Source organism: Bacillus sp. ISL-39, from assembly GCF_018613295.1.
Classification (GTDB): Bacteria; Bacillota; Bacilli; order Bacillales; family Cytobacillaceae; genus Mesobacillus.
In genome coordinates this window covers 61,508-87,217 of sequence record NZ_JAGGQM010000002.1, presented here as the reverse complement: position 1 = coordinate 87,217, position 25,710 = coordinate 61,508, and the positions used below count along the sequence as shown (strand labels likewise).

Below are 25,710 nucleotides of genomic sequence, written 5' to 3'. Positions count from 1 at the left end.
CACGGAAGACGAATCCAGATCAATTGATCATGTTTTGGTTGGAAAATAGAACAGACAAGCCTTGTGATCAATAAAGGGCTTGTCTTTTTTATTGCTGCAGTCATTTTGCTTAAAAATTAATAAGTTATTGTACAAGTGAAAAGGGTATCTAACTTATAAGAAAGCTTTCCTAATATAAAACAGAAAGGAAAATGTGCAGTGGCTATAGCGAGAGATTTTTTCATGGCGTTGTCAAAAAATCAGTTACTAAATGCTAGTGCAAAAAAATGGGGATTTAAACTCGGGGCGGGGAAAGTTGTAGCAGGAATTGACACAGATGGAATGATACAATCAGTGGAAAATCTAAACTCTCATGGTATTAGTGCAACAGTAGACCATCTAGGTGAATTTGTTACTCATGAGCATGAAGCAATAGAAGCCAAAGAGAGTGTCCTAAAAACATTGCAAGCCATTAAACAATCAGGTGTAGACGCACATTTATCAATTAAATTAACACAACTGGGATTAGATGTTGATCAAGAATTTTGCCTGAAAAATATGCAGGAAATAATGGAAGCAGCAAAAGAATACGGAATTTTTGTAAATATAGATATGGAAGATTACAGTCATCTCCAAATGACGTTTGATATATTAAAACAGCTGCAAGTTGAATACGATAATATCGGTACAGTCATTCAAGCCTATCTCTACAGGTCAGACAATGATATTGAAAATCTAAAGCATATGCGGCTGCGACTCGTAAAAGGCGCATATAAGGAAAATGAACAAGTCTCTCTGCAAAAAAAGGAAGAAATTGATGCGAATTACTTGAAACTGATTAAAAAGCGACTGATGCATCCAGGTTTCACATCGATCGCAACACATGACCACAACATTATTAATGAAGTTAAAAAATTTGTGATGGAGAATGATATTCCGAAAGATAAGTTTGAATTCCAAATGCTATATGGTTTCCGAACAGATATGCAGCTAGAACTAGTAGAAGAAGGATATTCCTTCTGCACCTACGTACCATATGGGCAAGACTGGTACGGATATTTTATGAGAAGACTGGCAGAACGCCCACAAAATTTGAATCTTGTGTTGAAAAGTTTAGTGGCGAAATAAACTTCTTACTAATATTGATTTGCCGCCTAGCCTGCAAACTCTCATTTTGTGGCATGGGGGATATGAAGTGTGGATCGAAATGAAATGAAAGCAAACACAATGCTGAAAGATCGGCTAATTGAAAGCGGTATCGAGAAAAAAAGGCTGAACCAGATAAGATGCTGGTTCAGCCTTTTTATGTAACCATGGAAAATGAATATCGATGAATGAATAACACAGCTATCTTGATCACCTTTAAAATCTATCCCGTTAATATGCGAACCACATAAATACGTTTACTCATTTTTTTACCTTTAAAAAAGTTCTGTCAATAAAGCCTGTTTGTATAACCCTCTTTTAATTCCATTGCCACTTGCTCAGCAGAAACATTCGGGATCTTTGAGTGAGCGACTAACATGCTGGGAACGGAGGGAAGAACATCTTTCTCCAGCCAAGAATCAGGCTTCCATAACTCTGATCTGATAAAAGCCTTTGCACAATGAGCATAACATTCTTCCACTTCTACTAATAAACCAAACAAAGGAGCTTTTCCTTTCACAGCACATTTCTCAAGCAGTTCAGGATCACGAGAAATATAGGCTTTTCCATTTATTCTTAATGTTTCACCTAATCCAGGGATGAGAAACAGCAGGCCAATATGAGGGTTAGTCATTATATTATGGACAGAATCCATTCTTCGATTTCCTGGCCGTTCAGGAATAAACAAATGCTTCTCATCAAGGACTGCTACAAACCCGGGTGCATCCCCTCGTGGTGACACATCACAATGACCATTTATATTTGATGTGGCCAATGATAAAAACGGAGATTTTAATATGAAGTTTCTGCAATGTTCATCAACAAATGAAATGACTTTATTGGCTGCCCGCGGGCTAGGATTGCCGATCGAGGAACGAAACTCTTCAAATTCTTCTTGTGTAGAAATAATGTGTTGAGATTTTATAGTCATAGAATCACCTTTCATAATGGAATATATACCAATAATACCATTTTATAGATACGGTAGGTTTAGTGAATTTAGTTAGCATCGAACAAAGGCCGACTAAATTTATTAATGATTTTTCACTTACAATCTCTCTATTAAATGAAAGAACTGTCCTAATACATCCCCATCGACTATTTCCCAACTCCCACTAGGTCTTTCCTCCCTTTTCCATTTATGTTAATAATTTAATATTTAATTAATACTAGATTAATAGAGGCAAAATATGATGGAGAAGAAAAGAGATGCATTACATAGCGGTTAAATTATCCTTTAGAGGGGGAGAACGATGAAGAAGAAATGGGAAAAGGGATTCAAAGCCACTCTAGTTTTTGCGGTTATGGCGAGTACGTTAATTTCTCCAGCATCAACGTTAGCACTTGGAGACTTCGAATTGAAATCGCCGGTCATTCAGACCCCGATCAATCAGTACAACGCCGACCTGGCCTCTGGAGTCATGGAAAAGCATTACAGCTTTGAAAGCAAGGAAGGGAAAAAGCTTGAGAGTTTTGTTGTTGAGGTCGACATGCAGGACGCATCTGTTGCCATTGAGGCGGGGACACCGAATGATGGCACGGCATTCGGTTTGCAGCCAGTGAGGAAGCAGGCGGAAGCGGCAAATGCTGAAAACCATACCGTAGTCGCTGCAGTGAATGCTGACTTTTACAATATGGCAACGGGAGAGCCATCTGGCTATGTCTATAAGGATGGACAGGCCATTAAGGGCACATCACTGTCATCACAGGAATTCTTTGCGATTAAGAAATCAGGCGAGGCTGTGATTGGTACTCCAGGCGAATTTGAAGGAATGAAGGACCAAATCAAAGAGGCTTTAGGCGGGAATGCGATTCTAGTAAAAAACGGCCAAGTCTATCAGACTCCGCAAACCGGTGCAGATAAAGAGCCGCGGACAGCCGTCGGAATCAAACAGGACGGAGATGTGTTTTTTGTCGTTGTGGACGGACGACAGGAGCCGTATTCAGCCGGGATTTCAATGCCTGACCTGGCTCAAATGATGATTGACCTGGGAGCGGTGAGTGCCCTGAACCTGGATGGGGGAGGGTCATCAACCTTCACAACACGTGAATTAGGTGGAGACCAGATGGAGGTTGACAATAAGCCATCTGACCGGGCAGAAAGAAGCGTCGCCAACTCGTGGCTGATCGTTTCCAATACTCCTTCTGATCATGTTTTCGATTCAGCTTATGTCCAGCCGTATGACCAGTCGTTCACGCCTGGATCAACGATAGCCTTCTCCGCAAAAGGCAGGGACAAGTCAATGGCTTCGGCTTCATTGCCTGAAACGGGACTAACCTGGGAGCTGTCCGACCCTTCATTCGGTACAATTCTTGAAAACGGCACATTTGTTTCCAATGGAAAAACAGGCCAGTTTCATGTTGTTTTAAAGCATGAAGGAAGAGAAGTTGGCAAAAGTATCATCGAGATTGCCCAGCCTGATGAAATGGCTTTTTCAGCTGCTGAACTGACCTCAGCTCGAAACAGCGAAGTGAATCTTGGACTCATCACAAAGTTTCAAAAACGGGAAGTAGATTGGAACTTAAACGATATTGAATTTGAGATACCGGAAGGAATGGGAAGCATCACTGAAGCAGGTGTCCTGCAAACAGGAGACCAGAATGTAACCGGGATGATAACAGCCCGTCTCAAGGGTACGGATCTCTCTGCTGAAATGAAGGTTTCAGTCGGGAAGCTTCCTGAAGTTGTGTTCGATTTTGAAAAAGACCTTGGAAGCTGGAGGACGGCCACTGCGAATCGCGGTGAAAAAGGGGTTGTGAGCCTTTCGAAATATCCTTCCCCAGTAAGGTTCGGAAATCAATCATTAAAGCTGGACTTTGATTTTACCAATTCACCGGTAGGTACAACACTGGGAGTTTATGCAGGTCCGGGTGTGAATACAACCGTCAATGACAATCCTACAGGAATCGGAATGTGGGTTTATGGGACCCCTGAAGCTCAAGGCTACTGGCTGCGCATGCTGATTGTTGACGGTAATAATAAAAGCCAGGCCCTCAATTTTACTGGCGAGAAGCCAGGCATCGACTGGACGGGCTGGAAATACGTTGAGGCTGAAATACCGGCTTCATTTACTGGTCCTTTCAAACTATCAGGGACACAGACAATCCGGTTGATGTCTACAAAGTCAGGGATTACGGGCCCGATGACGAAAGGCTCCATCTATGTTGACAACATCCGTGCCGTCTACGGTGAAAAAATGGATGATTTGTATCCACCGGAGATTCAGTCCATTAACGTGGATGGAAAGAATTTTACAACCAGTGCAGTGAATTTGAAAGCAGAAGTCAATGAGTATCAAGATGATCCATTTAAAACGGGAATTGACTGGGAAAAGATCAATGTTTTTGTGGACGGCAAGAATTATGCCGGTGCCGAAGGACATTTCTCCTATGATATGGACGGAAGTATATCTTTAAGCGGACTGAACTGGGCAGACGGAACGCACAAAGTCACGCTGATGGTACCCGACCAATTTGGCAATCAGGCAATCAAGACGGTCTATTTTACCGTTAATACTGGTTCAGCGAAAATCGATTTAATGAAGAAGCAAGAAAAAGCGCTTCTCGGAGATGTATTTGAGCTGGCTGTCAAGGCAACGAATCCTAATGAGATCACCGGGACAGCTATAAAGCTCCAGGTTGATAAGAACTTTCCGGTAGAGGATGTCCAGTTTGCTGAGGCATTCAAGACGAGTACATTCAGTTATGAAGAAGAGACAGGACTGCTGACCATGAAAATTGTCAAGAGCGGTGAACCAGCTGCCGATGCAGACGCGGCATCCATTAGAATCAGGATACCTGCCTCTGTGAAGGAAGGAAGCAAGTTAACGTATGAAATTTTGGAAGCTAACCTAAACTACGAGATTCCTCGGGGTGAAAACTTTGTTTCTACCTATTCAATGGAACCGGTAAGCGTTAATGTGGAAGGGGCCTTTGCCATTGAAGGGGAGCCAATCCTGATTGGAAAGCCATTTAGCCTGACGGTCAAAAATGACCAAAACCAAGTGGCACAAGACACGGAAGTATTTGCTCTAGTCGAGGGTGCAAATGAGCCTGTTCTGTTAGGGAAGACAGATCACGATGGAAAGCTCATGGTTGAATCGCTGACAAGTGATGCAAAGAAAGTTAGCATTTACGCTGTCAAGGATGGCAAGTATTCGTTCAAATGGAATACACAAACCTATCCTGCACTTGCAGCTATGTATGAAATGAAAAACATTTTATCCACTCCAACTGGAGACCCGTATAAGGAAAAGGCGTTCACCTGGATGTCCAGTCCACTGGCAGAAGGAGAAAGTTTGATCCAATTTGCCAGAAAACAGGACTATGACAGGAAGGGTGAAGCAGCTCTTGAAACGATTACTGGATCATCAAGCAGCCAGGTCTTCTCAGGCGAGCAGGATATCAAGAAGAACGGAATTGTCAGAGTGAATGAAGTGAAGCTGGAAAAACTGCAGCAGGATACCGCCTACATCTACCGGGTAGGCGATGGGAAGAACTGGTCCGATTTTGATGAATTCACGACATTGAAAAGAAAGCAAAGCTTCGAGTTTGCTGTCCTGGGGGATACTCAGTCTCCTTCAGACCTGACTGATTTTAATAAAATCCTTGGAGATCTGAATGAAAAAGACTTATCATTCATGATTCATGTTGGAGACCTGGTTGATGAATCGTCCAAGTTCGGGCAGTGGGACAGCGCTTTGAAATCACTGAGCCAGTACAATAAGATTCGCACAACCGATTTTGCCGGAACCTTAGGCAACCATGAATACATGGGTGATGCAGATGGAAGCTTGGCCAAAGCGATTTTCAACTCACCTGAAAACCGGCCTAAAATCGACCGAGGCGGGACCTACTCAGTCGATTACAATAATATGCACATCAGCGTGTTAGGGTACACGAGCGAGAGAGAAGTGCTGGAACAGCAGCTTGAGTGGCTGAAACAGGATGTGAAAAATTCAGACAAGCCATGGAAAATCCTTGTGACCCATAAGCCGCCATACTTTACGAATCCTTTTGGCGGTAATGACATCATGAAGGAAAAACTGCCTCCAGTCGTTGATGAACTCGGAATCGATATCGTCTTCTCAGGACACGACCATTCTTACGGCAGGACGAAAAAACTGAAGGCTGGCAAGGAAGATTCAAATGGCACCATTTATGTAGTAGCCGGAACAACTGGCAAGAAACACTACGACGCTGTTGCTGATGAGAAATTTGAATATGTCAACATGGAGAACATCGCTGTTTCCATGCAGGCAAAGGTTGATAAAGACAAAATCACCTTTACGACGGTTACATCAGACGGAGAAGTCATCGATGAGTTTACAGTATTAAATGAAGATTATTTTTTAGAAGAATAAATGCCATGGACAGGCCAGTCCCTTATTCAGCAAGGGTCTGGCCTTTCATTATGAGTCATCGTTGTATCCCTTAATTGTCAGTAATAGGTTGAGCGGTAATCAAGTAGATTTTGAACACGAACTTTCAGGATCGGACTACTTTATAGTAAATGTAGAAGAGGAAGGACTTTTGGATAGCGATTTGAAAAAGAAATGAACGAAGGTTAAATTAATTCCATTTGCTTCACGATTAGAAGCCGTTTTTTCACCAATAAAATAAGACCTTGAATAAGGTCTTGGAAAATCTGCTGCTCAACTTTATGATTCACTTCAGTTTAGCCTATAATCGTCTTATTTTTCTTTTATGTGTTCTTATAGCTGTTTGCTTATCCTTTAAACTAGTGGTAATCACTCCATAACTTTCGACAACTACCAAATTGTTGTTCCCGCCATGATAATTCCGATAGGAAATTAACAGAAATATCATCCTTCCTATATGAATAATATTTGTTTTTCCTTTTTGTTGTTCTACCACAATCGTTCTAGCTTTCGTTTTTTAAGTTAAGATTAAGAACCAATTAAGGTTTTTTAAATTATCTTTTTTAAGGGATTTAGCAAGCTGGTATATCATTTATAAAGATTCGGGATTTCGTGCTGACGTACAGAAAATGAGGGGTGCTGCTGAAGTGAATGGATAACTTTTCAAAATATAAATCGGATAGAAGAAAGGGCTCAGGCTGAACAACCAAGCTGCCCCCAAATGAAATTTTTTATAACTGAGCGACAGCTATAGGTTGTCGTTTTTTTTGTTATCATGCATGAATGTTGGATAAGAGAAACAAATGGTCATTATAGTGCGTGGTCAACACTTTTCGGTAGGTATCTAATGGTTTTAAAAAGGAGTAACCGCCTTGGAAGAGAAACAGACCATTAAATTCGGCCACAAATTAAAACCGTTACGTAAAAAACATTTCCTAAGCCAAGAAGATTTAGCAGAATTAAGTAATTTGGACAGAAAGTACATAAGCAATTTAGAGAAAGATGTATCTAGTCCGACGCTACATACATTGTATAAACTAGCCGCAGCATTCAGCATAACATTTTTGGGACTGAGTCAGGAGATTAATGAAGTAGAAGAAAACCAAAATTACCTTATCAGCACCACAAAAGAAGTAGAAGAAATAAAGGCTATGTAAAAAAAAGCGGTAGATCCCTATCCCACAGGAGGTAACTATGCAGACAATAGATTTTATTGACAGAAAAGTATCGCAATTCATCAATGAGTATAACGATGAGATTGAGATGGAAATCATTAAGTATCCAGATCATTATAAAGTCGTTGTGACGATTTGCCAGGATAAGCCACCAATTAAGGATTTTATAGGGATTGGGATGGATAGGCGGAGTGCGAGGAGAGCGGCTAGGAAGGCGTTGAAAAGTTTATATTTGGAAGCATATAGTTAGGAATAGAAGTACTGGCCTATTGTGAATGAAAACAAATTTATTATATGTTACATACAAGCTACACGCTTTGAAGCCATTGAAAAGCTAATAATCTTATAAAGCCTTATCCCTTGGTGGATAAGGCTTTATAAGTAAGAAGATATAACTATTTGAAATGTTTCTATTCTCGAATGATACACAAGAACCGTGATGTACACCCTTTAAAGTAGAGGTTGAAAAACAACCAGTTTGGAAACCATCTTAAGGGGTGATTCATTATGCCAGAAAAAGGCCAAATCTATAAAAACTATGAAATGGAAGTTAAAATCAAAGCTATTGAACTAAAAAAGAATGGACGTTCCTATTCTCAGATTGCCAATGAGTTAAACATTAAAAACAGTACGGTGAAGACTTGGTGGAGTAGATATCTACAGAATGGAAATACATTCTTTCTTGATAAAAGAGGGCAAAAAATTCATCTTCAGATCAGGATATATATATCAGGAAGCTGGAATTGGAGAATGCCGTCCTAAAAAAGTTAGAGGAAATCTTGATCAAGGAGGGAAGAAGATAAAATTTAAAGTTATAGAAGCATTAAGGGGACAATTTACAGTAGAAGAGCTTTGTCATTACCTAGGCGTATCTGTAAGTGGTTACTACAAATTCAAGAAGAACATGGACATCGATAGGGATTCGGACTTGAAGGAACTGGTCCAAGAATTTTATAAGGCATCAGACCGCCAGTGGGGATACCGAAGAATCCACATGGAGCTCCAGGAAGAACATAAGATGGTGATTAATCACAAGCGAGTTTACCATCTCTGTCGAGACCTAGGTATCCAATCCATTATTCGAAGAAAGCGAAAGTCACAGAATATCAATCTTCATAAACAGACAGAGTCCGAAGTAATCGCAGATAATCTTTTAAAAAGGGACTTTACTGTCACACAACCAAATGAAAAATGGGTTACTGACATTACCACTTTCAAAGTGGGGAACAACAGCTTATACCTTTCTGCCGTGATGGATCTATATGGCAATGAAATCCTAGCGTATGAGATGGGAGAAAAGGCAGGATCATTACTGGTGATCAAGACGGTATATAGCGCAGTCCAAAAAGAAAAGGATGTGCAGGGTGTCCTTCTCCATAGCGACCGGGGAGGACAATACACATCCAAGGTATATCAGGACACGCTTGAATCCTATGAGATAAAGGCAAGCATGTCCCGCCCTGGGAATCCTATCGATAATGCATGTATCGAAAGTTTCTTTTCCCATTTGAAGAGCGAAGCTATTCATCCCTATTCTGTACAAAATATAGAGGATTTAAAAGCCAAAATAGACGATTATATCTACCGTTATAATCACACAAGAAGGCAAAAGCGTTGGGACCGACAGTCTCCTGTTAACTTTCGTAAGCAGTTTTCCGCCGCATAAAGGGAAGGAAATGGCTCCCTTTGAATGAATGAGCTGATTTTTAGTAATCCATCACTTGATATGGAGTGAACGCATGATACCTTTTTTCGGGGAGCCAGCTGATATCCTCCAGCTGCTTCCTGGCTCGAAAGTTATGCGAGAAGAGGCTCCATGTCAAGTGTTTAAGCTGAACGAATAAGATTAATGATTAAACCAGGGAGCCATTCCCTTCAGTAATATCATTGTTTCAATTAAGAATCTACTATTTTGGGGTTTGACCACCGTCCCTATGTCTCATAGTAAAAAATTTTAATTGATGTGAGAATAATATGGTACGCCCCTGTTCTCCTATTGTTAAAGTTTAACTAATAAAATGGATAAAATGTTCTTTGATGTTACAAAACTACAATTTGTTTATAACCGAATGAATGGATGAGGTAAAAAGCTCTTCCTTTTTTTAATTTTTATCTTGAAGTTAAGAGAAAATAATATTTTCCTTTCTTGAGCTATTTGTACAATAATATAAATTTCTGTAAAATAATTAACATACATGTTTTTTGCTAGTCTTAATTCAATCATTTAAGGAGGGGATTATGTGCGATTTTCAATTAATTCACGAGTATTGGAACATTTAGGAAGAGATTTGATTACAAGTGATGAAATTGCCATAACAGAGCTAATAAAAAACGCATATGATGCTAATGCTAAGGTAGTACAAATGTATTTAATTGATGATATTTCCCAAACCAATCTAAATAACACTGTGGCCCCAGTATCTTCAAAAATGCTTTCTTTAATAAAGAGACATTTAAGTAATGACCGAAGAATACTTGTCTTAGAGGATAACGGTGATGGTATGTCCTATCAGGACTTAGAAACGGGCTTTTTTACCATTGGTACTGACATTAAAAAGAAGCAGAAATCTTCAGCCAAAAGTATAAATCAAAGATTACCATTGGGTGAAAAGGGAATTGGACGTTTGGCAGCACAGCGACTTAGTAAAGTACTCTTTATTGAAACAACCAGTAGCGAATCGAATGTATCAAATGTTGTTCGTATAAATTGGGAAGATTTTATAAAACAGGGAGCAAGTCTAGAGCAAATAGAAATTGAAAGTTATAAGTTCCCTAAAACTATCAATAAATTTACAAGGCTTTGGTTTCTAGATCTAAATGTTGAATTTGGTGATTTTGTAACCATGAATAGATCAGAGCAACTAAACTTGTTTGAAGAAAGTAAAGACAAATCGGACAGTTTAAAAATTAGAGAAAACTTACAGTCTGCATTAAGCTTTCTAATGTCTCCTTTTGATGACAGAATTGAAGACTTTGATATTAAAATATATCTTAACGAGACCAAAGTAAATTCTAAGTTCAAAAATGAGGCTTTAAATGTAGCTGAAACAATACACGATTTTAAATTGGAAACAATTGACGGTCACTTACATTTAGACTTGAAAATGATATTAAAACCTTGGTATATAGAAAGAATTCACCAAAGATTAGTGGGGAAAAACCTTTTTAATGATTGGCGTAAATTACCGGAAGAATATAAAAAGCTATTAGATAAATATGAAGAAAAGTATAAAAAGAGTCTTGAAATTAAAAAGAATGAGAAAGATATTCAGGAGTCTGTCGGAGATATTTCATTAGACCCTATAAAAAAAATATCCCCCATTAAGGGAAAAGTTTTTTCTTTCAAACGTGATCCAGCACTTTCAGCTATGGCTATTCATGCTGCAAAAGAAACTAATATCCTTAAAAAGGACTATAACATCCGCGATATTCGAAGTTTTCTAGATTCAAATAATGGGATTAAACTTTATCGTGGGAAATATAGAATTGCTACACTGGGTAATAAAGATAGTGATTGGCTGGAGTTACAACAAGCCCGAACTAAAGGGCAGCAGTTCTTTCGTTTTGAATTGGGAAATGTTATCGGGTACATTGAAATTAATGATCCCTTTCAAAATTACATAAGAGAAACTAGTTCTAGGATGAATTTAGCAGATAATCCCCATTCCAGGTCGCTTTTTGTTATTTTACAAAAGGTTTTCAATGAAATTTTTTATTCTTTCAGTCGATCTGCTTATTACATAACACGGGATATCCTTAAGGATGAAGGAATGTTACCAACCTATTCCATTGAGAAGCTAAAAGAAAGGTTTGAGGATACAGACAAACAGGTTGAAAATGGAAAACAACATCTGAATGAATTTGAGAGCTTGCTACTTAAAGCACAAAATATAATTAGTGCGGACGGCGAAAATAAAATGCTAGAAGCTGATTTAGTGCTCAAATCTTTATCTTCTAAAGGTACTGTATTTAAAGAAGCTTTCGAAAAAACACTTAATCAATTAAATGAATCAAAAGAATTAGTTAAGCAAGTTGAACAAGAGAAGGAACTTATTGAATTAGAAACTTATAATAACTATAAACTTATGGCCAATGGATTGGTTACTGAAGTTTTAACACATGAACTTCACTCAATTCTAACCAATTTTGAAAGTAAAGAAGATATAGGCTATCACCTAAAAGCAACTGAAGATTATTTATTAAGTCAAAGTCAATATGATCTTTTTGAAGATCATTTCCTTCCAATACGAGAACAAACCACTTTTTTCTCAGAAAGGATAAGGGAGTTAAGTCTATTTTATGGTTTTATGGAAAAGACATTTCTTTATAAAGGTACTATTGAAGAATTTGATGAGGAAGATGTGCATTCTTTTATTGAGAATTTAATAATACGTCTTGATGATAGATTAAAAAGTGCAAAAGTGACTGTTGATTTCTCAGAACTTAAGATGAAATGGCTAGTACCTACAGGAGTGTTGATTCATATTTTTTATAATTTAATAGATAACTCAATTTATTGGATAAAGGAACGAAGGTTAAAACAAAAATATGATAAAGTCTACCAAAGATTGGAGCAAGACTTTATTAAAATTGAAAAAAAGGATGATTTCGTCATACATTATTATGATACCGGAACAGGAGTTATTCCTAGGATGGAAAATACCTTATTTCAGCCACTTGAATCTGGAAAAGAGAGAAATGGTAGGGGGATGGGGTTATATATTATACGACAGTTATTAAGATCATTTGGAGCTGATATTGAACTATTACAAGACCGCAATGAATTTGGAAATCGTTACATCTTTGCAATTTATTTAAGTTCGGAGGAGAAAGAGCATGCAGGCCAGAATAGATGATGCCTCTAGTCCATTTATTGAGCTGCTTTATGGCCTTGATACAGGACTCATTATACTTATAGACGATGATTTTATTTTTAAACCAGATAATTTCGAGGGAATTATTAGCGATTTGGTATGCTTAAGAGATTGTGATATTGAATCTATTATTAACAAGTTCAGAAAAGAAGAACTTGTTGATTTAGCAGATGAAATTTTGGGATTTAAAGAGGCTTTCGTAAAACTCCCAGTTTTAGAAGAGCACTATCCGCTCTTAAATACTGCAAAAAGAATAATTCTTTATCTTGATAAATTTAATTCCAGAATCGCAGAAGAAGTTAAAAGTAAAGCTGAATCATTGATTAATTTTTTTAAAGTAAAATTAGAAAAGGAATCAGCTATAGAAGAAATATTTATGAGATATGGTGTAGGTTTATCTCGAATAAAAAATTACCGAGAGCTTTTAACGCTTGTAAGAAATCATTCTGTGCGCCTATATAAACAGAAGCCAGATATGCAGCTAATCCAAGAGGATATGGCAGAGAGTATAACGGGTTCTCAATTTTGTATTTTTATCGTTGATAAATTATTAGGTGATGAAGACGGGGTTCGTTTTGTTAAGGATGAACTTATACCATATTATAAAGATAAAAATGTTATTAGTATTATTTATACAAGTGAACCTAAAATTACAGAACCTCAACGAATGAAGGATTACTTTGTACTAGAAATTGATAAAAAGGATTCAGATGCTTTAAAACAATTGACTGATGGACTTGCCCTCTGTACGTATGTAGAACTCTTTAATAGATTAGGTAAGATCCATATTAACTCAATTGAAAAAGCTCAAGAATTAGCCCTTTCTCGAAAAGATAATATGATATATTTGGCAAGCATGGCTCATGAAGAAGGTCTTACGGCGTACGAGGCAATATCAAATTGGTTCAATTTAGCTTCACAATATAATTTAGCTTCTTCTATGATGACAGGTGATTCAAAATCTGAATACAATTTTCTATTAGGATTAACTAATTTTCTACAAGAAGACTATTTAGGCTCTAATGCTGGAGTGGAGATAGAGAAAGAAGCAACAATTCAAGAACTAAATACCTTTGAAATATTTGACTACGGAATAAACATTCAGTGCCAACCTCCGGCACCAGGTGATGTATTTAAAATGCCTGATGGTAAATATGCTATTTTAGTAGGTCAGGATTGTGACCTGGTAATAAGAGGATCTAATGTTAAAAGGAAAGCAAAACATGCAGACTTAGTTAGAGCAGATTTTATACCTACACATAACATTGAAAAAGTAATGAAAGATGCTAAATCTTTGGAATTTAATTATTTTTGTCCAAATAGAGCACAATCTAGTTCACACGGAGTTCTGAAAGTGAATTTTGAGAACCCTCTTACAAGTGACTTTTTAGTGTTAGATACTTGTAGCTTTAATGAAAATGGAGAGGCAAACATTAATTTAGGCTTAGAAATTGACTCAAATGTAAAAAAGGTGATTCCTCTTTCATGGTCTAAATATTATGACAAAATACAGAGTCAACTAGAACAATACTTAAATATCTACAAATTTTGTAATGAAACCTCAGCGGATATGGAAATTTTATCGGCAAATGATATATCTGTATACAAATTTAATCAAGATGGATCTAATATTAATTTCAACATTCAAAGAGTCTGTAGAATTAAACGAGAGTTTCGTGACATTCTTCTAAATACTTATTGGGAGTATAGACGTCGTACAGGGGTTAATACAATTGGACTAGTTGAAAGGGAAAAAATACCTCATCTTAATATCAAGATTGGGTATCCCGGACAAGATTATAAGTTACTTAATGATATTGATCTCGATGCTTATATTCGCAAAAGCAACAAGAGGAAACATAATGCCGATTTTAAAAAGATTCCACTGTATTTTAAAACGGATATATTAATAGATAAACTTAGGGAATTTAGTGATTTTAAAGGAATAGAAGAGGAGACTATTGAAATTGAAAAACGCTCCCATACTCACCCAAGGACCAGCATAATATTTGAGAAGGAAATTGAAGAAGATAAAATCTCATCGATTATTATTACATTACCATATAGGATTGGTGAACGTGGGCTTATTGCTCAGGGAGAAAAATTTTCTATAAAATCACTCCTTAATAAAGAACTTCAAGAAACTATGAAAGAAAACAAAGAGAATTTATTTTTTTTATTAGAAGGTAACAAAGAAAAACATCCAATTTTTGACCCGGCTAAAAATGAATATAGAAAGGTGGAAGTTAAAGAGTTACTAATCGGATTGGTTATTCCTGGATTAAAAGTAAAAATCAAGATAAATAATGGAACTATTAGCGTTTTGGAAGATCTTCATGCTATTGAGTACTAATAAAAATCGTGATGTTAAATTTAAATAATTTTATTTTTTATTGAGGAAAGCATTTCTTGGATAGTTTCAATTGAACTTGATAATGTTATTAAATTATATATTCAAGTAGGAGGCATTAGAAATAGAACCTTTGCAAATAATTAATCAATTTGGGCAACTGCTATTTAGCAATTTTTTATAAATAAGCCACCTTTGAAATTTGAAAAATAGTTCCTAATTAATCAGCTCAAGCTGAACCATGTTCAGAGTTTATAAAAATAAATATATGATCCAGGTGAACTTCTGGCTCCCTGGCTCCCTAGATTATATCGTTGACAGCATGCTTATGCGCTTCACTGATTTCGTCCTGAACTTCCCATTCCTGGTTTTCGTTATCGTATTGGCTACAATTTTCCTGAAGTATCGGTAGTTTAATTGTTATTTCTAATAAAGTATCTTTATCGACATTAAAGATACTTCTTTTTTTGCTATTTTGGAGAGTTATTCATCATAAAAATTTTACAATTGTCCATACTATTTTAATCACAGAATAGTTATTGCTTGACGAAAATGAAAGAATATCCCTTCCCAATACTTTTATAACCGCTTGCTGAGCTGAATGCCAGTTTAGATGACTAGCCCAACACTCGTATAAAAACTGACTGTATCTGGATTTTATTATTATACCTAAATGTTATTATGGATTAAATCGGGAAGTTATATGTCTTCTTATTAAAAATTATTTTACTTATAATCCTAAGGAAATTAAGGAAGGTTATTTTTATGCAATAAAAAATCACTGTATAAGTAAAGGCGGATCAACTAGAAAAATATTTAATATTGCTGATATATTAACTCTGTTTTTTGCGTTTTATGACTGGGTAAGATAAGTAGATTTTAAATTTACTTTACTAATTTAACTTGTACTGAAACTTTTTCCTATCCAGTGGGTATCCCCATAAAATTTTGAAGGGAAGATTTGAAGCACTTACGGTTTGTTTCTAATTGCTTAACAAATCTATAGTTTATAATGTGGCTTCAACTGGATTGGATTCTCGTATTTCTCTTGTGATTTATATAAATGACCGTTATTTTTTCCTTGAATCCTATTTTTAACATTAATACTATGAAAGGAAATGAGAACTAGTTTGTCATCTAATCCTATGTCACTATGCTATAATGAAAGTAATTTAATAAATGATTTTTTCTTTAGAAAGGTTGCTAAACAAAATGAAATACCCGGTTTTTTCTTTCTTTTCAGGTGCTGGCTTTTTAGATATGGGCTTCGAAGACAATGGGTTTGAGGTAGTTTATGTAAACGAGCTTCATAAACCATTTTTAAAGACCTACCAACATTCAAGAGAAGTTATGCGAAAAGAAAAGCCTAGGTTTGGTTATCATCAAGGAGATATAACTGAACTAATGGAACAAGAGCAATTACAAAGTTACATAGAAGAGATAAAAAAAGAAAGTAATTTATTTGGGTTTATTGGGGGACCTCCTTGTCCAGATTTTTCGGTAGGAGGAAAAAACAAGGGAAGAGAAGGAGAGAACGGAAAACTATCTGAAACTTATGTGGATTTAATTTGTCAACACACCCCCTCATTTTTCTTGTTCGAGAATGTTAAAGGACTGTGGAGAACTAAAAGACACCGTGAGTTTTTTGAAGAAATGAAGGCTAAGTTACATGCTAATGGGTATTTTACTACTGAGCGTTTGATTAATTCGCTTGAGTACGGTACACCTCAGCACCGTGAACGTATTATTCTTTTAGGCTTTCGTCAAGAAGTATTAAAACATTATAATTTCCAAAAAGAGTTTAACAGTTATGTTTTGCCTCAGAAGTTTTTTCCGTGGCTTAGTCACATGAAGTATAACATGGAAGATATAAAACGTATGCCATGGCCTATAACAAATGAATTTCATGAAGACTCTATCCTATCTGAACCGATTGGCATCGCAACTGAACTGACAGTGGAATATTGGTTAATGAAAAATAATACAGAAAATCACCCTAATGGTCTACAGTTTTTTAAACCAAGAGCAGGCTTGGCGAAATTCCTTAAAATTGAAGAAGGTGATGATTCTAAGAAGTCTTATAAACGACTTCACAGATGGAGATATTCTTCAACGGCTGCATATGGGAATAACGAGGTTCATCTCCATCCTTATAAAGCTAGAAGAATATCTGTTGCAGAAGCACTAGCAATTCAATCGATGCCACCACAATTTGAAATACCATCCGATATTTCCTTGACTGACGCCTTTAAAACAATCGGAAATGGTGTGCCATATCTCGCTTCTTTGGGAATCGCAAAAACAATTCATGATTTCTTAGGAATGAAAAAACTTCATGTTAATAGCGTCTGATCTAGTTGCTTATATTGATTATGTAACTAAAAACGGAACTGACAGGATGGGTATAACGGGCAGTTTTACAAGGACTGAGTCGACATTCGACGCTTAACCACCTTTTTTGAGTATTGGAACAAGAGAATTGATTATTACCTCAAATAATAACAATGTTATGAATCAATGATGATTTTTTAGAAGATAAGTTAACAATATTTTAAAGTCGTTTAAGTGTTAGAAATTAACATAAAAACGACTTTTTATTTATTCTTAATTAGTTATATCTTATAGATTTTTTTCTTTATTTAATTCATTTTTTTAATTTGAATATTTTTACAAATTTCGCTAATATAGACTGACATTTTGGTATAATAGGATTATTAAAAACTACGAGAAGGCCGTGTTAGATTTGATCACTAAAGAAAAAAAGAGCAATTTGTACGTTAGAAATGATAATGAATGGTCAGTGATTCCTGTTTGGGCTAATTCTTTTATTAATATCGGTAATATATTTCATCAAAACTTACCAAGTAACGCGAGAGCAAAGCTAGTTTTAACGGTTCCAACAAGGTTATTCGCCGGTGTTTTTATAGCATATGGGGCTATTCTATCTTCAATTTCTGAAAAGGTTGATAAAAAGTTAGAGGATAAACATTTTCAAATGTTAAAGGGTCTAAATGAAGGTACTTCGGTTATTTATCGAAAGCAAAATAGGATTTATCGTGCGATATATTCTGGTCTTGAGATGGTAGCTGATGAAGAAAGGATCAGAATTACAATCCAGGCTAAGGAAGCAGGGAATTTAACAGAGATATTAAACAAAAGACAAGCTCTGGCTGTACAAGTGGCGACAGATAAAAACTATAAACTGCCTAAAGATCCAAAAGGAAGACAGAACAATCTATCTGACTTTCTAAAGACAGGGTATAAAGGATTTAACTATGATAGTCTTCTCACGCTCTCTCAATCGCAATTCTATTACATAGGAAGTAAAAAATGGGTAAAGAATGAAGCAGTCGATACAGAATTAGCAGTATATGATTCAATTAATGAGAAATTTGTAACTGGTAATCTTCAAGAGTTATTGCGAATAAAGGAGTTTGGTGGGGAACAGGATTCGTACCAGTCTCAGATTATATCCGCGAGTTCTAATATTAAAAAATATGATTTTCAAAATATCACCAATTCAACTTTCACAATCTTTGATGGAGCAAATAGTTACTTGCGTTGGCGTGAAAAATTTAAAGAAACTCATTCGATTCTTATTTTAGATCGAACAGAAGCCCAATTTGAAACCGCTCTCTTTGAATTAGACGATGAATACACACTAATACAGAAGGTAGACAGGGATTTGTTTACAGATACTAGTCTCCTTCCTAAAGGGATTGAATTAAAATATTGGGAGGCTTTATAATCCATGAGTTACCTAAAAATGGTTAATAAAATCTATGAAAATGTAAATAATTACGAACTTCATTTTCATAGGTTACAACATAATAGATTGAAGAACTTTTCAACAACTCTTAATCGTTTAGAAACAGCAATTAGAAATTATGAATTATCTAATGAACCTATACTAAATGATATAATTGTAAATTTACGAAGATATCGGTTTTATATAGTGGCTGCACTTATTCCTTTTAATAATTTTGAGGCTATTCTTGAAAAGGATAAATTGGAAAAGCTTTATAGTAGAAGTTCAAAATTATATCCAAACCTAATAGATGAAATAGAAAGCTGCTATTTAGCGTTTAACAGTTTATCACGATCTTCAGAAAACCCTTTATTAAATTATATTAAAGAAAATATAGATAGTCGCTTGCAGACAGGAGTACTCTTAAAGGCAGTTTATGATTTTGAGTCAACGAAAAACGAAATTCGGAATTTTTCCATTCAAAATGAATTTAAGTTGATTGGTCCACAGATTTTAAAAACGAATAATTTTTTTGAACAACTTGTAGTTATTGGTCCAACACGTTGGTTTCCTGAATTCATTTATAATAGCCCACATGCACTAAAGATTCATACAATAACATATAATTGGCTAGAAGGTAAATTCCAAGAGGAACCCTATTTATACGGTGGAATTACAAAGTCCACAATTTTTTCTGGAAGAGAAATAATTTTTCATGATCACTATTTAAAAACTGGTGAAGAAGATAACATTATAAATGATTATAATATTGAAAAAGCCATTGATTTATCCTATATAGAACAACAAGTAAAGGAAAAATATAAAAATAATGAAAGTGAGGAAGGAGAGCTCATACCTGCAAAGCTAGTGCTACTTAATGGTAATAAGGGGATTTTCTTTGAAGATATTTCGTTAAAAAATATCTTTTCTATTTTTTCTGAAACAGAAGGCTTCACAGTAGGAAAAACATCAATCAATGAAGTAGAAGAAAATACGTATATATTAGTACGGACTGGCACAAAACAGGATTTAATTAGGAAAAAGGCCGACGAAATTATAGGAACAGGCTCTAAAACTTTTAGAATTTTTCATAGGCGATGGAAATTTAGACTTAAGAAATTTGTGAATCGTTATGGAATAATATCAGTTCAAAAAGCTTTAGAAAAACAGGGAGCAAAAAATCCAGCAGAGCAAAATATCAGAAATTGGATGTCTGAAGACAACATAATGCCTGCCTCTGAAATAGACTTCAAAGCAATTTTAAAGTTTGTGAAGTTAGATGAAGAAGAGTCTAAGCACGTTAAAGTCGCAAAACTATTACGTAGGGCTCATATGGAAGCAGGTGTTTTAATTCGTAATAAACTGATTAATGAAATAAAAAATACTGATTTATCTGGCTTAGAGCTTCGAGGAGAACATGTTTTTAATTTGTCAGATGAAGATGGAGTATCCTTTACTGCGTATAGAGTAGAGTATATATCAAAACAAAACTACCAAATTTCTTCTAGTAAATTGAAAGAAATTTTTCATTTGAATTGAAGGAGGTATAGTATTGGACTTAAATACTAGTACAAAGATAAGAGAATCTATAAGTGAAAAAAGAGAACAAAATGTTAAAAATCGAGAAAAAATGATTGAAGCCTTAAGATCTGAATTTATTGGTGGAGAACCTTGCTTTGGAGAAGAATTAGATTGTTCAATTGAACTTGATTTTAAAGAAAAAAAAGAAGCTTTTAGACCATTCGTACAGAAGGAAACAAGGCAAGAAATAATCCAAAGAGGAACACCATTGACCCGATACGGTACAGCTATATTATTTCCGACTGGTAAAATGGAAAATGAAGATCAAGACAATCCTATAATTTCGTTTAATGAAACAGATGATTCAATAGAAAGATTGATTGATGAAGAGGAAGTAAAAAAGCTTGAGAATCGTGAGAGTAATCTAAAAAGTGATATCAATGATGATGAATTTGATATTTCAACTGCAAACTCTTTTAGGCCGAATAGTATGGCGGTGAGTTTTAAAGCAATGATTACTAATCAATCAAATTTGATCGTCCGCGTAAAAGGGGGAAGGTACACTTCTAAAAAATTGATTGTTGAAGAACATGAGCAAGAATGGTGGCTACGTAGTGCATTAGAAGGAACCTTTACTTGTTCTGGCAAAGAACTTCTTGAAAAAACTGTTAACACAGCTAAACCTATTAAACTTATAGAAGGTTTAAATCTTGAAGTAAGAGTTATCTCCCGTCATCAAAAAGATGGTACCAGACTTTTGACAGTAAGCCTAACAAATCGCACAGATGGTTCTAATAAAGGCAAATTAGATAGCGTTTGTTTCTTTCAATCAGAGTTTACCGTGAGCATTGAAAACCCTTTGGAAGAATTTTGCATCCTTCCCTACCCAGAAGGAGACCTATACGAAAACCTTGATGAAGAGGAAAAATCCATTACTTTGTTGTACCGTAATCTAAAAACCTATGCGATTGGCCATGGGTGTGCAGCTGATTGGGGAGAAGTAAAGGACGACAAAGTGTTTTTTGTTCGTACAGAATTTCTTCCAACACATGAAACTAAAAGTATGACTCCAGACATTCAGCGTGAAGATGGTACTAAAATAGAAGTTTCGATGAAACAATTAGCAGGGCTAGACCCTGAGAATGATGGTTTTCAGGACCTAGAAGAAATTATTTATTTATATCGTCACTGGATTGATAAGCAAAGGGCAAAAGTAGCTAGTATAGATCCGAAGTTCCAAAAAATTGCAAATAAGAACTTAGATATTTGTGAAGATTGTGCCGATCGAATGGATAGAGGGTTAACCTATTTAAAGACTGATGAAGAAGCACTTACTTCATTCCGTCTTGCAAATCATGCGGTACTTCTACAACAAATTACAGGGGAGAGACGTCAGGGGATTGTACAAGATGGGAATTTAGTGTTCAATAAACCTTTTCGTGATCCTAATATAAATAACATTTCAAAAACAAAGGGGAAATGGCGAGCATTTCAGATTGCTTTTCTACTAATGTCGGTTCATTCAGTAGGTGAAAGGGATTCTCTTGAAAGAGAAGTTGTTGATTTAATCTTCTTTCCCACTGGTGGTGGTAAGACGGAAGCATATTTAGGGTTGGCTGCATTTTCTATGTTCATGAGAAGAATTAAAGATAACCAAGATAGTGGTGTAGAGGTTTTAATGCGATACACTTTACGCTTGCTAACTGCTGACCAATTCCAACGTTCATCTAGACTTATTTGCGCCATGGAACATTTACGTAGACAAAACGAAGAATTACTGGGACTAAATGAGTTTTCAATTGGTATATGGCTTGGTGGAGATACAACTCCAAATAGCAATGAAAGTGCAGTGAAATCGTTAAACAATATTAAAATTGGAAAGTCAGAGAATAATCCTTTTATATTAAGTGCTTGTCCTTGGTGTGGAGCAGAGTTGGGTATATATAAAGTCCAAAATGATAAACATCAAAGTAAACGCATAGGACGAAGAAAGAAGAGAAATAATATTGGTTTTTATGGATATAAGACGCTGGCTGATAAAGTAGTAACCCATTGCCCAGATAGCCAGTGTCAATTTTTTGAACACCTCCCTGTTTATTTAATTGATGAAGAGATTTACAAAGTGAAACCGACGTTTATCATAGGAACAGTAGACAAATTTGCGATGTTAGCGTGGAACCCAAATATAAGGTCTTTATTTGGGATTGGTGATAGTGGAAAACGCGATGTTGCTCCACCTGGATTAATTATACAAGATGAGCTCCATTTAATCTCCGGTCCTCTTGGTTCTTTGACAGGTTTTTTCGAAACAATAATTGATGAACTTTGTACTGACAGAAGAGGAGTCAATAGTTATCGTCCTAAAATTGTTTGTTCAACGGCAACAATTCGTCGATATGAAGAGCAAGTAAGAGCTTTATACGCGAGAAAAAAGGTTAAGCTATTCCCGCCACCTGCTCTAGATGAAGATGATTCTTTTTTTGCAAATTATGCTATTGATGAAAATGGTAATTTTATGCCCGGAAGAAAGTATTTAGGAATTAACTCTCCTATTTTAGGTTCTATGCAAACACTGCAGGTTAGAGCGTTGACCTCTCTATTGCAGGCACCAATGGGATTGACTGAAGGTGAAAGGGACCCTTGGTGGACATTACTCTTATTCTTTAATAGTTTACGGGAATTAGGAACAACAATAACCCTGCTTCACTCGGATATACCGAATCACTTGAAAGTGCTACAAAACCGCCTAGGCCTCAATTATGATCAAATAAGGAGGTTAAAGAAAATTGAGGAATTAACTTCAAGATTATCTAACGATGAAGTATCAGTTGCGATAGATAAGCTTAAACAAACATACGATGACAAAGGAAATGTGATTGATATTAGCCTAGCTTCAAATATTATTGAGGTGGGTGTTGATATTGACCGTTTATCCCTAATGTCAGTTATCGGGCAACCCAAAACAACTGCACAATATATTCAAGTAACGGGACGTGTAGGACGGAGATGGTTTGAACGTCCAGGCTTAATTGTCACTTTATATAGTGCTACAAAACCGAGGGATAGGTCTCATTTTGAAAAATTCCGTAGTTATCATCAAATGCTGTATGCCCAAGTAGAACCAACAAGCGTAACCCCCTTTTCTCCAAGAGTAATTGATCGGGCACTTCATGCTATTATGGTTGCATATGTACGTCAATTTGGTGAGAAAAATGAAGTTGGTACACCTCGACCTTTCCCAAAACACTTAATAGATGAAATAGAAAGGGTTATTTTAAATAGAGTGAGTGCTGTGGATCGTTCGGAATTGGATAATGTTAAACAGGTCTTTATGAAAAAAAGGAAACAATGGGAGATGCGTGAACCTTTACGATGGAGTGGTAACTCCATTGATGGGGATTATCCTCTGCTACGAGTAGCGGGGCAGTATGCAGACCCGAAAACAAAGCAAATTTCATGGCCAACTATGATGTCAATGAGAAATGTTGATGCCCAATGTAAAGGAAAGATTACTGACTTATATTTAGAATTGGGGGAAGATTAAACGATGGTTGAAATACCTGTCCGAAGAGCCCAATTGATTGCTCCATTTGGTCCAGGTGCAATGACAGTTACAAAGGAAGGTGTCTCTGTTATTTGTGCGGGAATAGACCATTGGTATAAAGACATATATGGTGAATATGACAATGTTGATATAAATCACTTCAAGATTTATGAATGGCGGTTGGAACGGTTATTACAGGTAGACCATTTCCGTTTACCACCAGATTTTCGAAAAAAGGGACAATCAGATGAAGGTATCAATTTATATTTAAACGTTCCTTTCCTCAGGTTTCCTCAATGGCATTACTGTCGCTTTTGTGGGAGAATGGAAAAATTTAAACTTCATACAAGTTCAAATAGAATGGAATGTCCAACTTGTAAGGCTAAAAAGTTTAGTAATTATTTAGTACAGGTTCCATATGTGGCAATGTGTGAGAGTGGCCATCTCCAAGATTTTCCATGGAGGGAGTGGGTCCATCAAACTGGAAAGCCGAGTTGTAATAAACCTATGTATCTTATAAGTACTGGAGGAACGAGTCTAGCCACAATGGTCGTAAAATGCGAATGCGGAATTGAGCCGAGGAGTTTGATGAAAATTACGTCCATTAATCTAAATGGGACAACTTTTTTGAGTGAAAATTTAGATAAAGATAAGGATTCTATATTTACTTGCCAAGGAAAAATGCCTTGGTTAGGAACAGAAAACGGTCAACCTTGTTCGAATCATTTACAAGCTACACTGCGAAATGCTTCAAATGTCTATTTTGCGAAGGTAAAAAGTGCACTTTATATTCCAGGAGATACAGAAAAAGAAGTTGATGAACTTCTTGAAATGTTCTATAGTGAAATGTTCCAATCTTATTTAAAAATATTAAACCGACGCACACTTTCCATTAATGAAAAATTAGAAGATTTAAGAATTCTAGCAAATAAGGAACTGAAGCCTTATACTGACAATCAAATTAAAGATGCATTAGTTCGTTTAGATTCAGAAATGCAAATTAATGAGGAAGATAATACTGATGAAACTGGTAATGATTATCAACTTAGGGTTGAAGAATACATTGTACTTAATAATGAAACAGACCAACATAACTTATTAATAAAAAAAACAAATATTACTGATTATAATTCTAATGTTTCTGATTACTTCTCTGACGTATTTTTGGTTGAAAAATTAAAAGAAACTCGTGTATTAGCAGGCTTCACTAGGGTTATGAGTGAAAATGGATTGGTTAATGAGGATTTAAAGGCAATGCTCAGAATAAATAAACAAAAGAGTGAAGAGGAAAACTGGTTACCTGCATATGAAGTATACGGAGAAGGTATCTTTTTAAAAATTGATAATAAAAAGCTTACTGAATGGGAGAAACAACCAGACGTTTTAAAAAGAATAAAACCTTTACAAGAAAAAGCAAATGAGCTGTACCATTCGGGTCGGATGGAGAATAAGACAATTTCACCTAGATTTGTAATGATTCACACTTTAGCACATATATTAATTAATCAACTTACTTTTGAATGTGGTTACAGTACAGCAGCTCTGCGTGAAAGACTTTATGTGTCAGAAAATCCTAAGGAAAATATGTGCGGATTATTGATATATACAGCGGCTGGAGATTCTGATGGTACAATGGGTGGTTTGGTTAAAATGGGAAAACCAGGCTACCTAGAGTCTATTATTAAAAAAGCAATTGAAAATGCAAGATGGTGTTCTGCAGATCCTATTTGTATGGAAATTGGTTCTCAGGGTGGGCAAGGGCCTGATTCCTCCAATCTTGCTGCTTGTCATAATTGTGGACTTGTTCCTGAGACAGCCTGTGAAGAATTTAATCGTTTTCTAGATCGAGCTCTTATTATAGGAGATTTTACATCGAATACAATGGGATTTTTTAAATAACATATAACACGTGGTTAGTAAGAATAATTATATGATTCCAAAAAAGATAGACTAGGATTAAGTCTGTTTTGATTGATCTTATTTAATTGGAGA

The 25,710-nt window shown here is 35.9% G+C and carries 14 protein-coding genes; 13 read left to right on the top strand and 1 reads right to left on the bottom strand.

Annotated elements, in window-relative coordinates; translation table 11 throughout:
* Positions 1 to 198: 198 nt before the first annotated feature.
* Positions 199 to 1,107, top strand: a complete 909-nt coding sequence (locus J7E37_RS02070; RefSeq protein ID WP_353049976.1) for a proline dehydrogenase family protein — start codon at positions 199 to 201, stop codon at positions 1,105 to 1,107.
* 307 nt (positions 1,108 to 1,414) lie between these two features.
* On the opposite strand, the gene J7E37_RS02065 is transcribed toward J7E37_RS02070, so the two are convergent.
* The gene (locus tag J7E37_RS02065; RefSeq protein WP_215022168.1) at positions 1,415 to 2,071 is read right to left on the bottom strand and encodes a pyridoxamine 5'-phosphate oxidase family protein; all 657 of its coding nucleotides are present in this window, start codon (positions 2,069 to 2,071) and stop codon (positions 1,415 to 1,417) included.
* A gap of 307 nt (positions 2,072 to 2,378) precedes the next feature.
* Here J7E37_RS02065 and J7E37_RS02060 point away from each other — a divergent pair, with 307 nt between their 5' ends.
* From J7E37_RS02060 to drmB, 12 genes are all read left to right on the top strand, one after another.
* Positions 2,379 to 6,488 (top strand): phosphodiester glycosidase family protein, encoded by a 4,110-nt coding sequence (locus tag J7E37_RS02060; RefSeq protein WP_215022166.1) that lies wholly within the window; start codon positions 2,379 to 2,381, stop codon positions 6,486 to 6,488.
* An 890-nt stretch (positions 6,489 to 7,378) separates the two neighbouring features.
* Entirely contained in the window at positions 7,379 to 7,663 is a 285-nt protein-coding gene (locus tag J7E37_RS02055; protein WP_215022164.1) for a helix-turn-helix domain-containing protein, read from the top strand.
* 37 nt (positions 7,664 to 7,700) lie between these two features.
* Positions 7,701 to 7,931 (top strand): hypothetical protein, encoded by a 231-nt coding sequence (locus tag J7E37_RS02050; protein ID WP_215022162.1) that lies wholly within the window; start codon positions 7,701 to 7,703, stop codon positions 7,929 to 7,931.
* Positions 7,932 to 8,188: 257 nt separating this feature from the next.
* Positions 8,189 to 8,443, top strand: coding sequence for a helix-turn-helix domain-containing protein (locus J7E37_RS22410; RefSeq protein ID WP_215022160.1), 255 nt, complete (start codon positions 8,189 to 8,191; stop codon positions 8,441 to 8,443).
* The gene (locus J7E37_RS02040; protein WP_215022158.1) at positions 8,346 to 9,347 is read left to right on the top strand and encodes an IS3 family transposase; all 1,002 of its coding nucleotides are present in this window, start codon (positions 8,346 to 8,348) and stop codon (positions 9,345 to 9,347) included. Before J7E37_RS22410 ends, J7E37_RS02040 begins: the two co-directional genes overlap by 98 nt.
* 574 nt (positions 9,348 to 9,921) lie before the next feature.
* Positions 9,922 to 12,537 carry an ATP-binding protein gene (locus J7E37_RS02035; protein WP_215022156.1) on the top strand — a complete coding sequence of 872 codons (2,616 nt, stop codon included), beginning with the start codon at positions 9,922 to 9,924 and terminating at the stop codon, positions 12,535 to 12,537.
* The gene (locus J7E37_RS02030) at positions 12,518 to 14,908 is read left to right on the top strand and encodes a hypothetical protein (RefSeq protein WP_215022154.1); all 2,391 of its coding nucleotides are present in this window, start codon (positions 12,518 to 12,520) and stop codon (positions 14,906 to 14,908) included. The genes J7E37_RS02035 and J7E37_RS02030 overlap by 20 nt, the downstream gene beginning before the upstream one ends.
* A gap of 1,209 nt (positions 14,909 to 16,117) precedes the next feature.
* The gene (locus tag J7E37_RS02025) at positions 16,118 to 17,257 is read left to right on the top strand and encodes a DNA cytosine methyltransferase (protein ID WP_215022152.1); all 1,140 of its coding nucleotides are present in this window, start codon (positions 16,118 to 16,120) and stop codon (positions 17,255 to 17,257) included.
* A gap of 391 nt (positions 17,258 to 17,648) precedes the next feature.
* On the top strand, positions 17,649 to 18,653 hold the full coding sequence (locus J7E37_RS02020) for a hypothetical protein (RefSeq protein ID WP_215022150.1): 1,005 nt from the start codon (positions 17,649 to 17,651) through the stop codon (positions 18,651 to 18,653).
* 3 nt (positions 18,654 to 18,656) lie between these two features.
* Positions 18,657 to 20,192 carry a hypothetical protein gene (locus J7E37_RS02015; RefSeq protein WP_215022148.1) on the top strand — a complete coding sequence of 512 codons (1,536 nt, stop codon included), beginning with the start codon at positions 18,657 to 18,659 and terminating at the stop codon, positions 20,190 to 20,192.
* A 13-nt stretch (positions 20,193 to 20,205) separates the two neighbouring features.
* Entirely contained in the window at positions 20,206 to 23,718 is a 3,513-nt protein-coding gene (locus J7E37_RS02010; protein WP_215022146.1) for a helicase-related protein, read from the top strand.
* Positions 23,719 to 23,721: 3 nt separating this feature from the next.
* Positions 23,722 to 25,617 (top strand): DUF1998 domain-containing protein, encoded by a 1,896-nt coding sequence (drmB, locus tag J7E37_RS02005; RefSeq protein WP_215022143.1) that lies wholly within the window; start codon positions 23,722 to 23,724, stop codon positions 25,615 to 25,617.
* Positions 25,618 to 25,710 lie beyond the last annotated feature (93 nt).

Coding starts and splice junctions, on each gene's coding strand:
- J7E37_RS02030 (WP_215022154.1), top strand. CDS start 12,518: ATGCAGGCCAGAATAGATGATGCCTCTAGTCCATTTATTGAGCTGCTT.
- J7E37_RS22410 (WP_215022160.1), top strand. CDS start 8,189: ATGCCAGAAAAAGGCCAAATCTATAAAAACTATGAAATGGAAGTTAAA.
- J7E37_RS02060 (WP_215022166.1), top strand. CDS start 2,379: ATGAAGAAGAAATGGGAAAAGGGATTCAAAGCCACTCTAGTTTTTGCG.
- J7E37_RS02040 (WP_215022158.1), top strand. CDS start 8,346: ATGGAAATACATTCTTTCTTGATAAAAGAGGGCAAAAAATTCATCTTC.
- drmB (WP_215022143.1), top strand. CDS start 23,722: ATGGTTGAAATACCTGTCCGAAGAGCCCAATTGATTGCTCCATTTGGT.
- J7E37_RS02025 (WP_215022152.1), top strand. CDS start 16,118: ATGAAATACCCGGTTTTTTCTTTCTTTTCAGGTGCTGGCTTTTTAGAT.
- J7E37_RS02050 (WP_215022162.1), top strand. CDS start 7,701: ATGCAGACAATAGATTTTATTGACAGAAAAGTATCGCAATTCATCAAT.
- J7E37_RS02015 (WP_215022148.1), top strand. CDS start 18,657: ATGAGTTACCTAAAAATGGTTAATAAAATCTATGAAAATGTAAATAAT.
- J7E37_RS02065 (WP_215022168.1), bottom strand. CDS start 2,071: ATGAAAGGTGATTCTATGACTATAAAATCTCAACACATTATTTCTACA.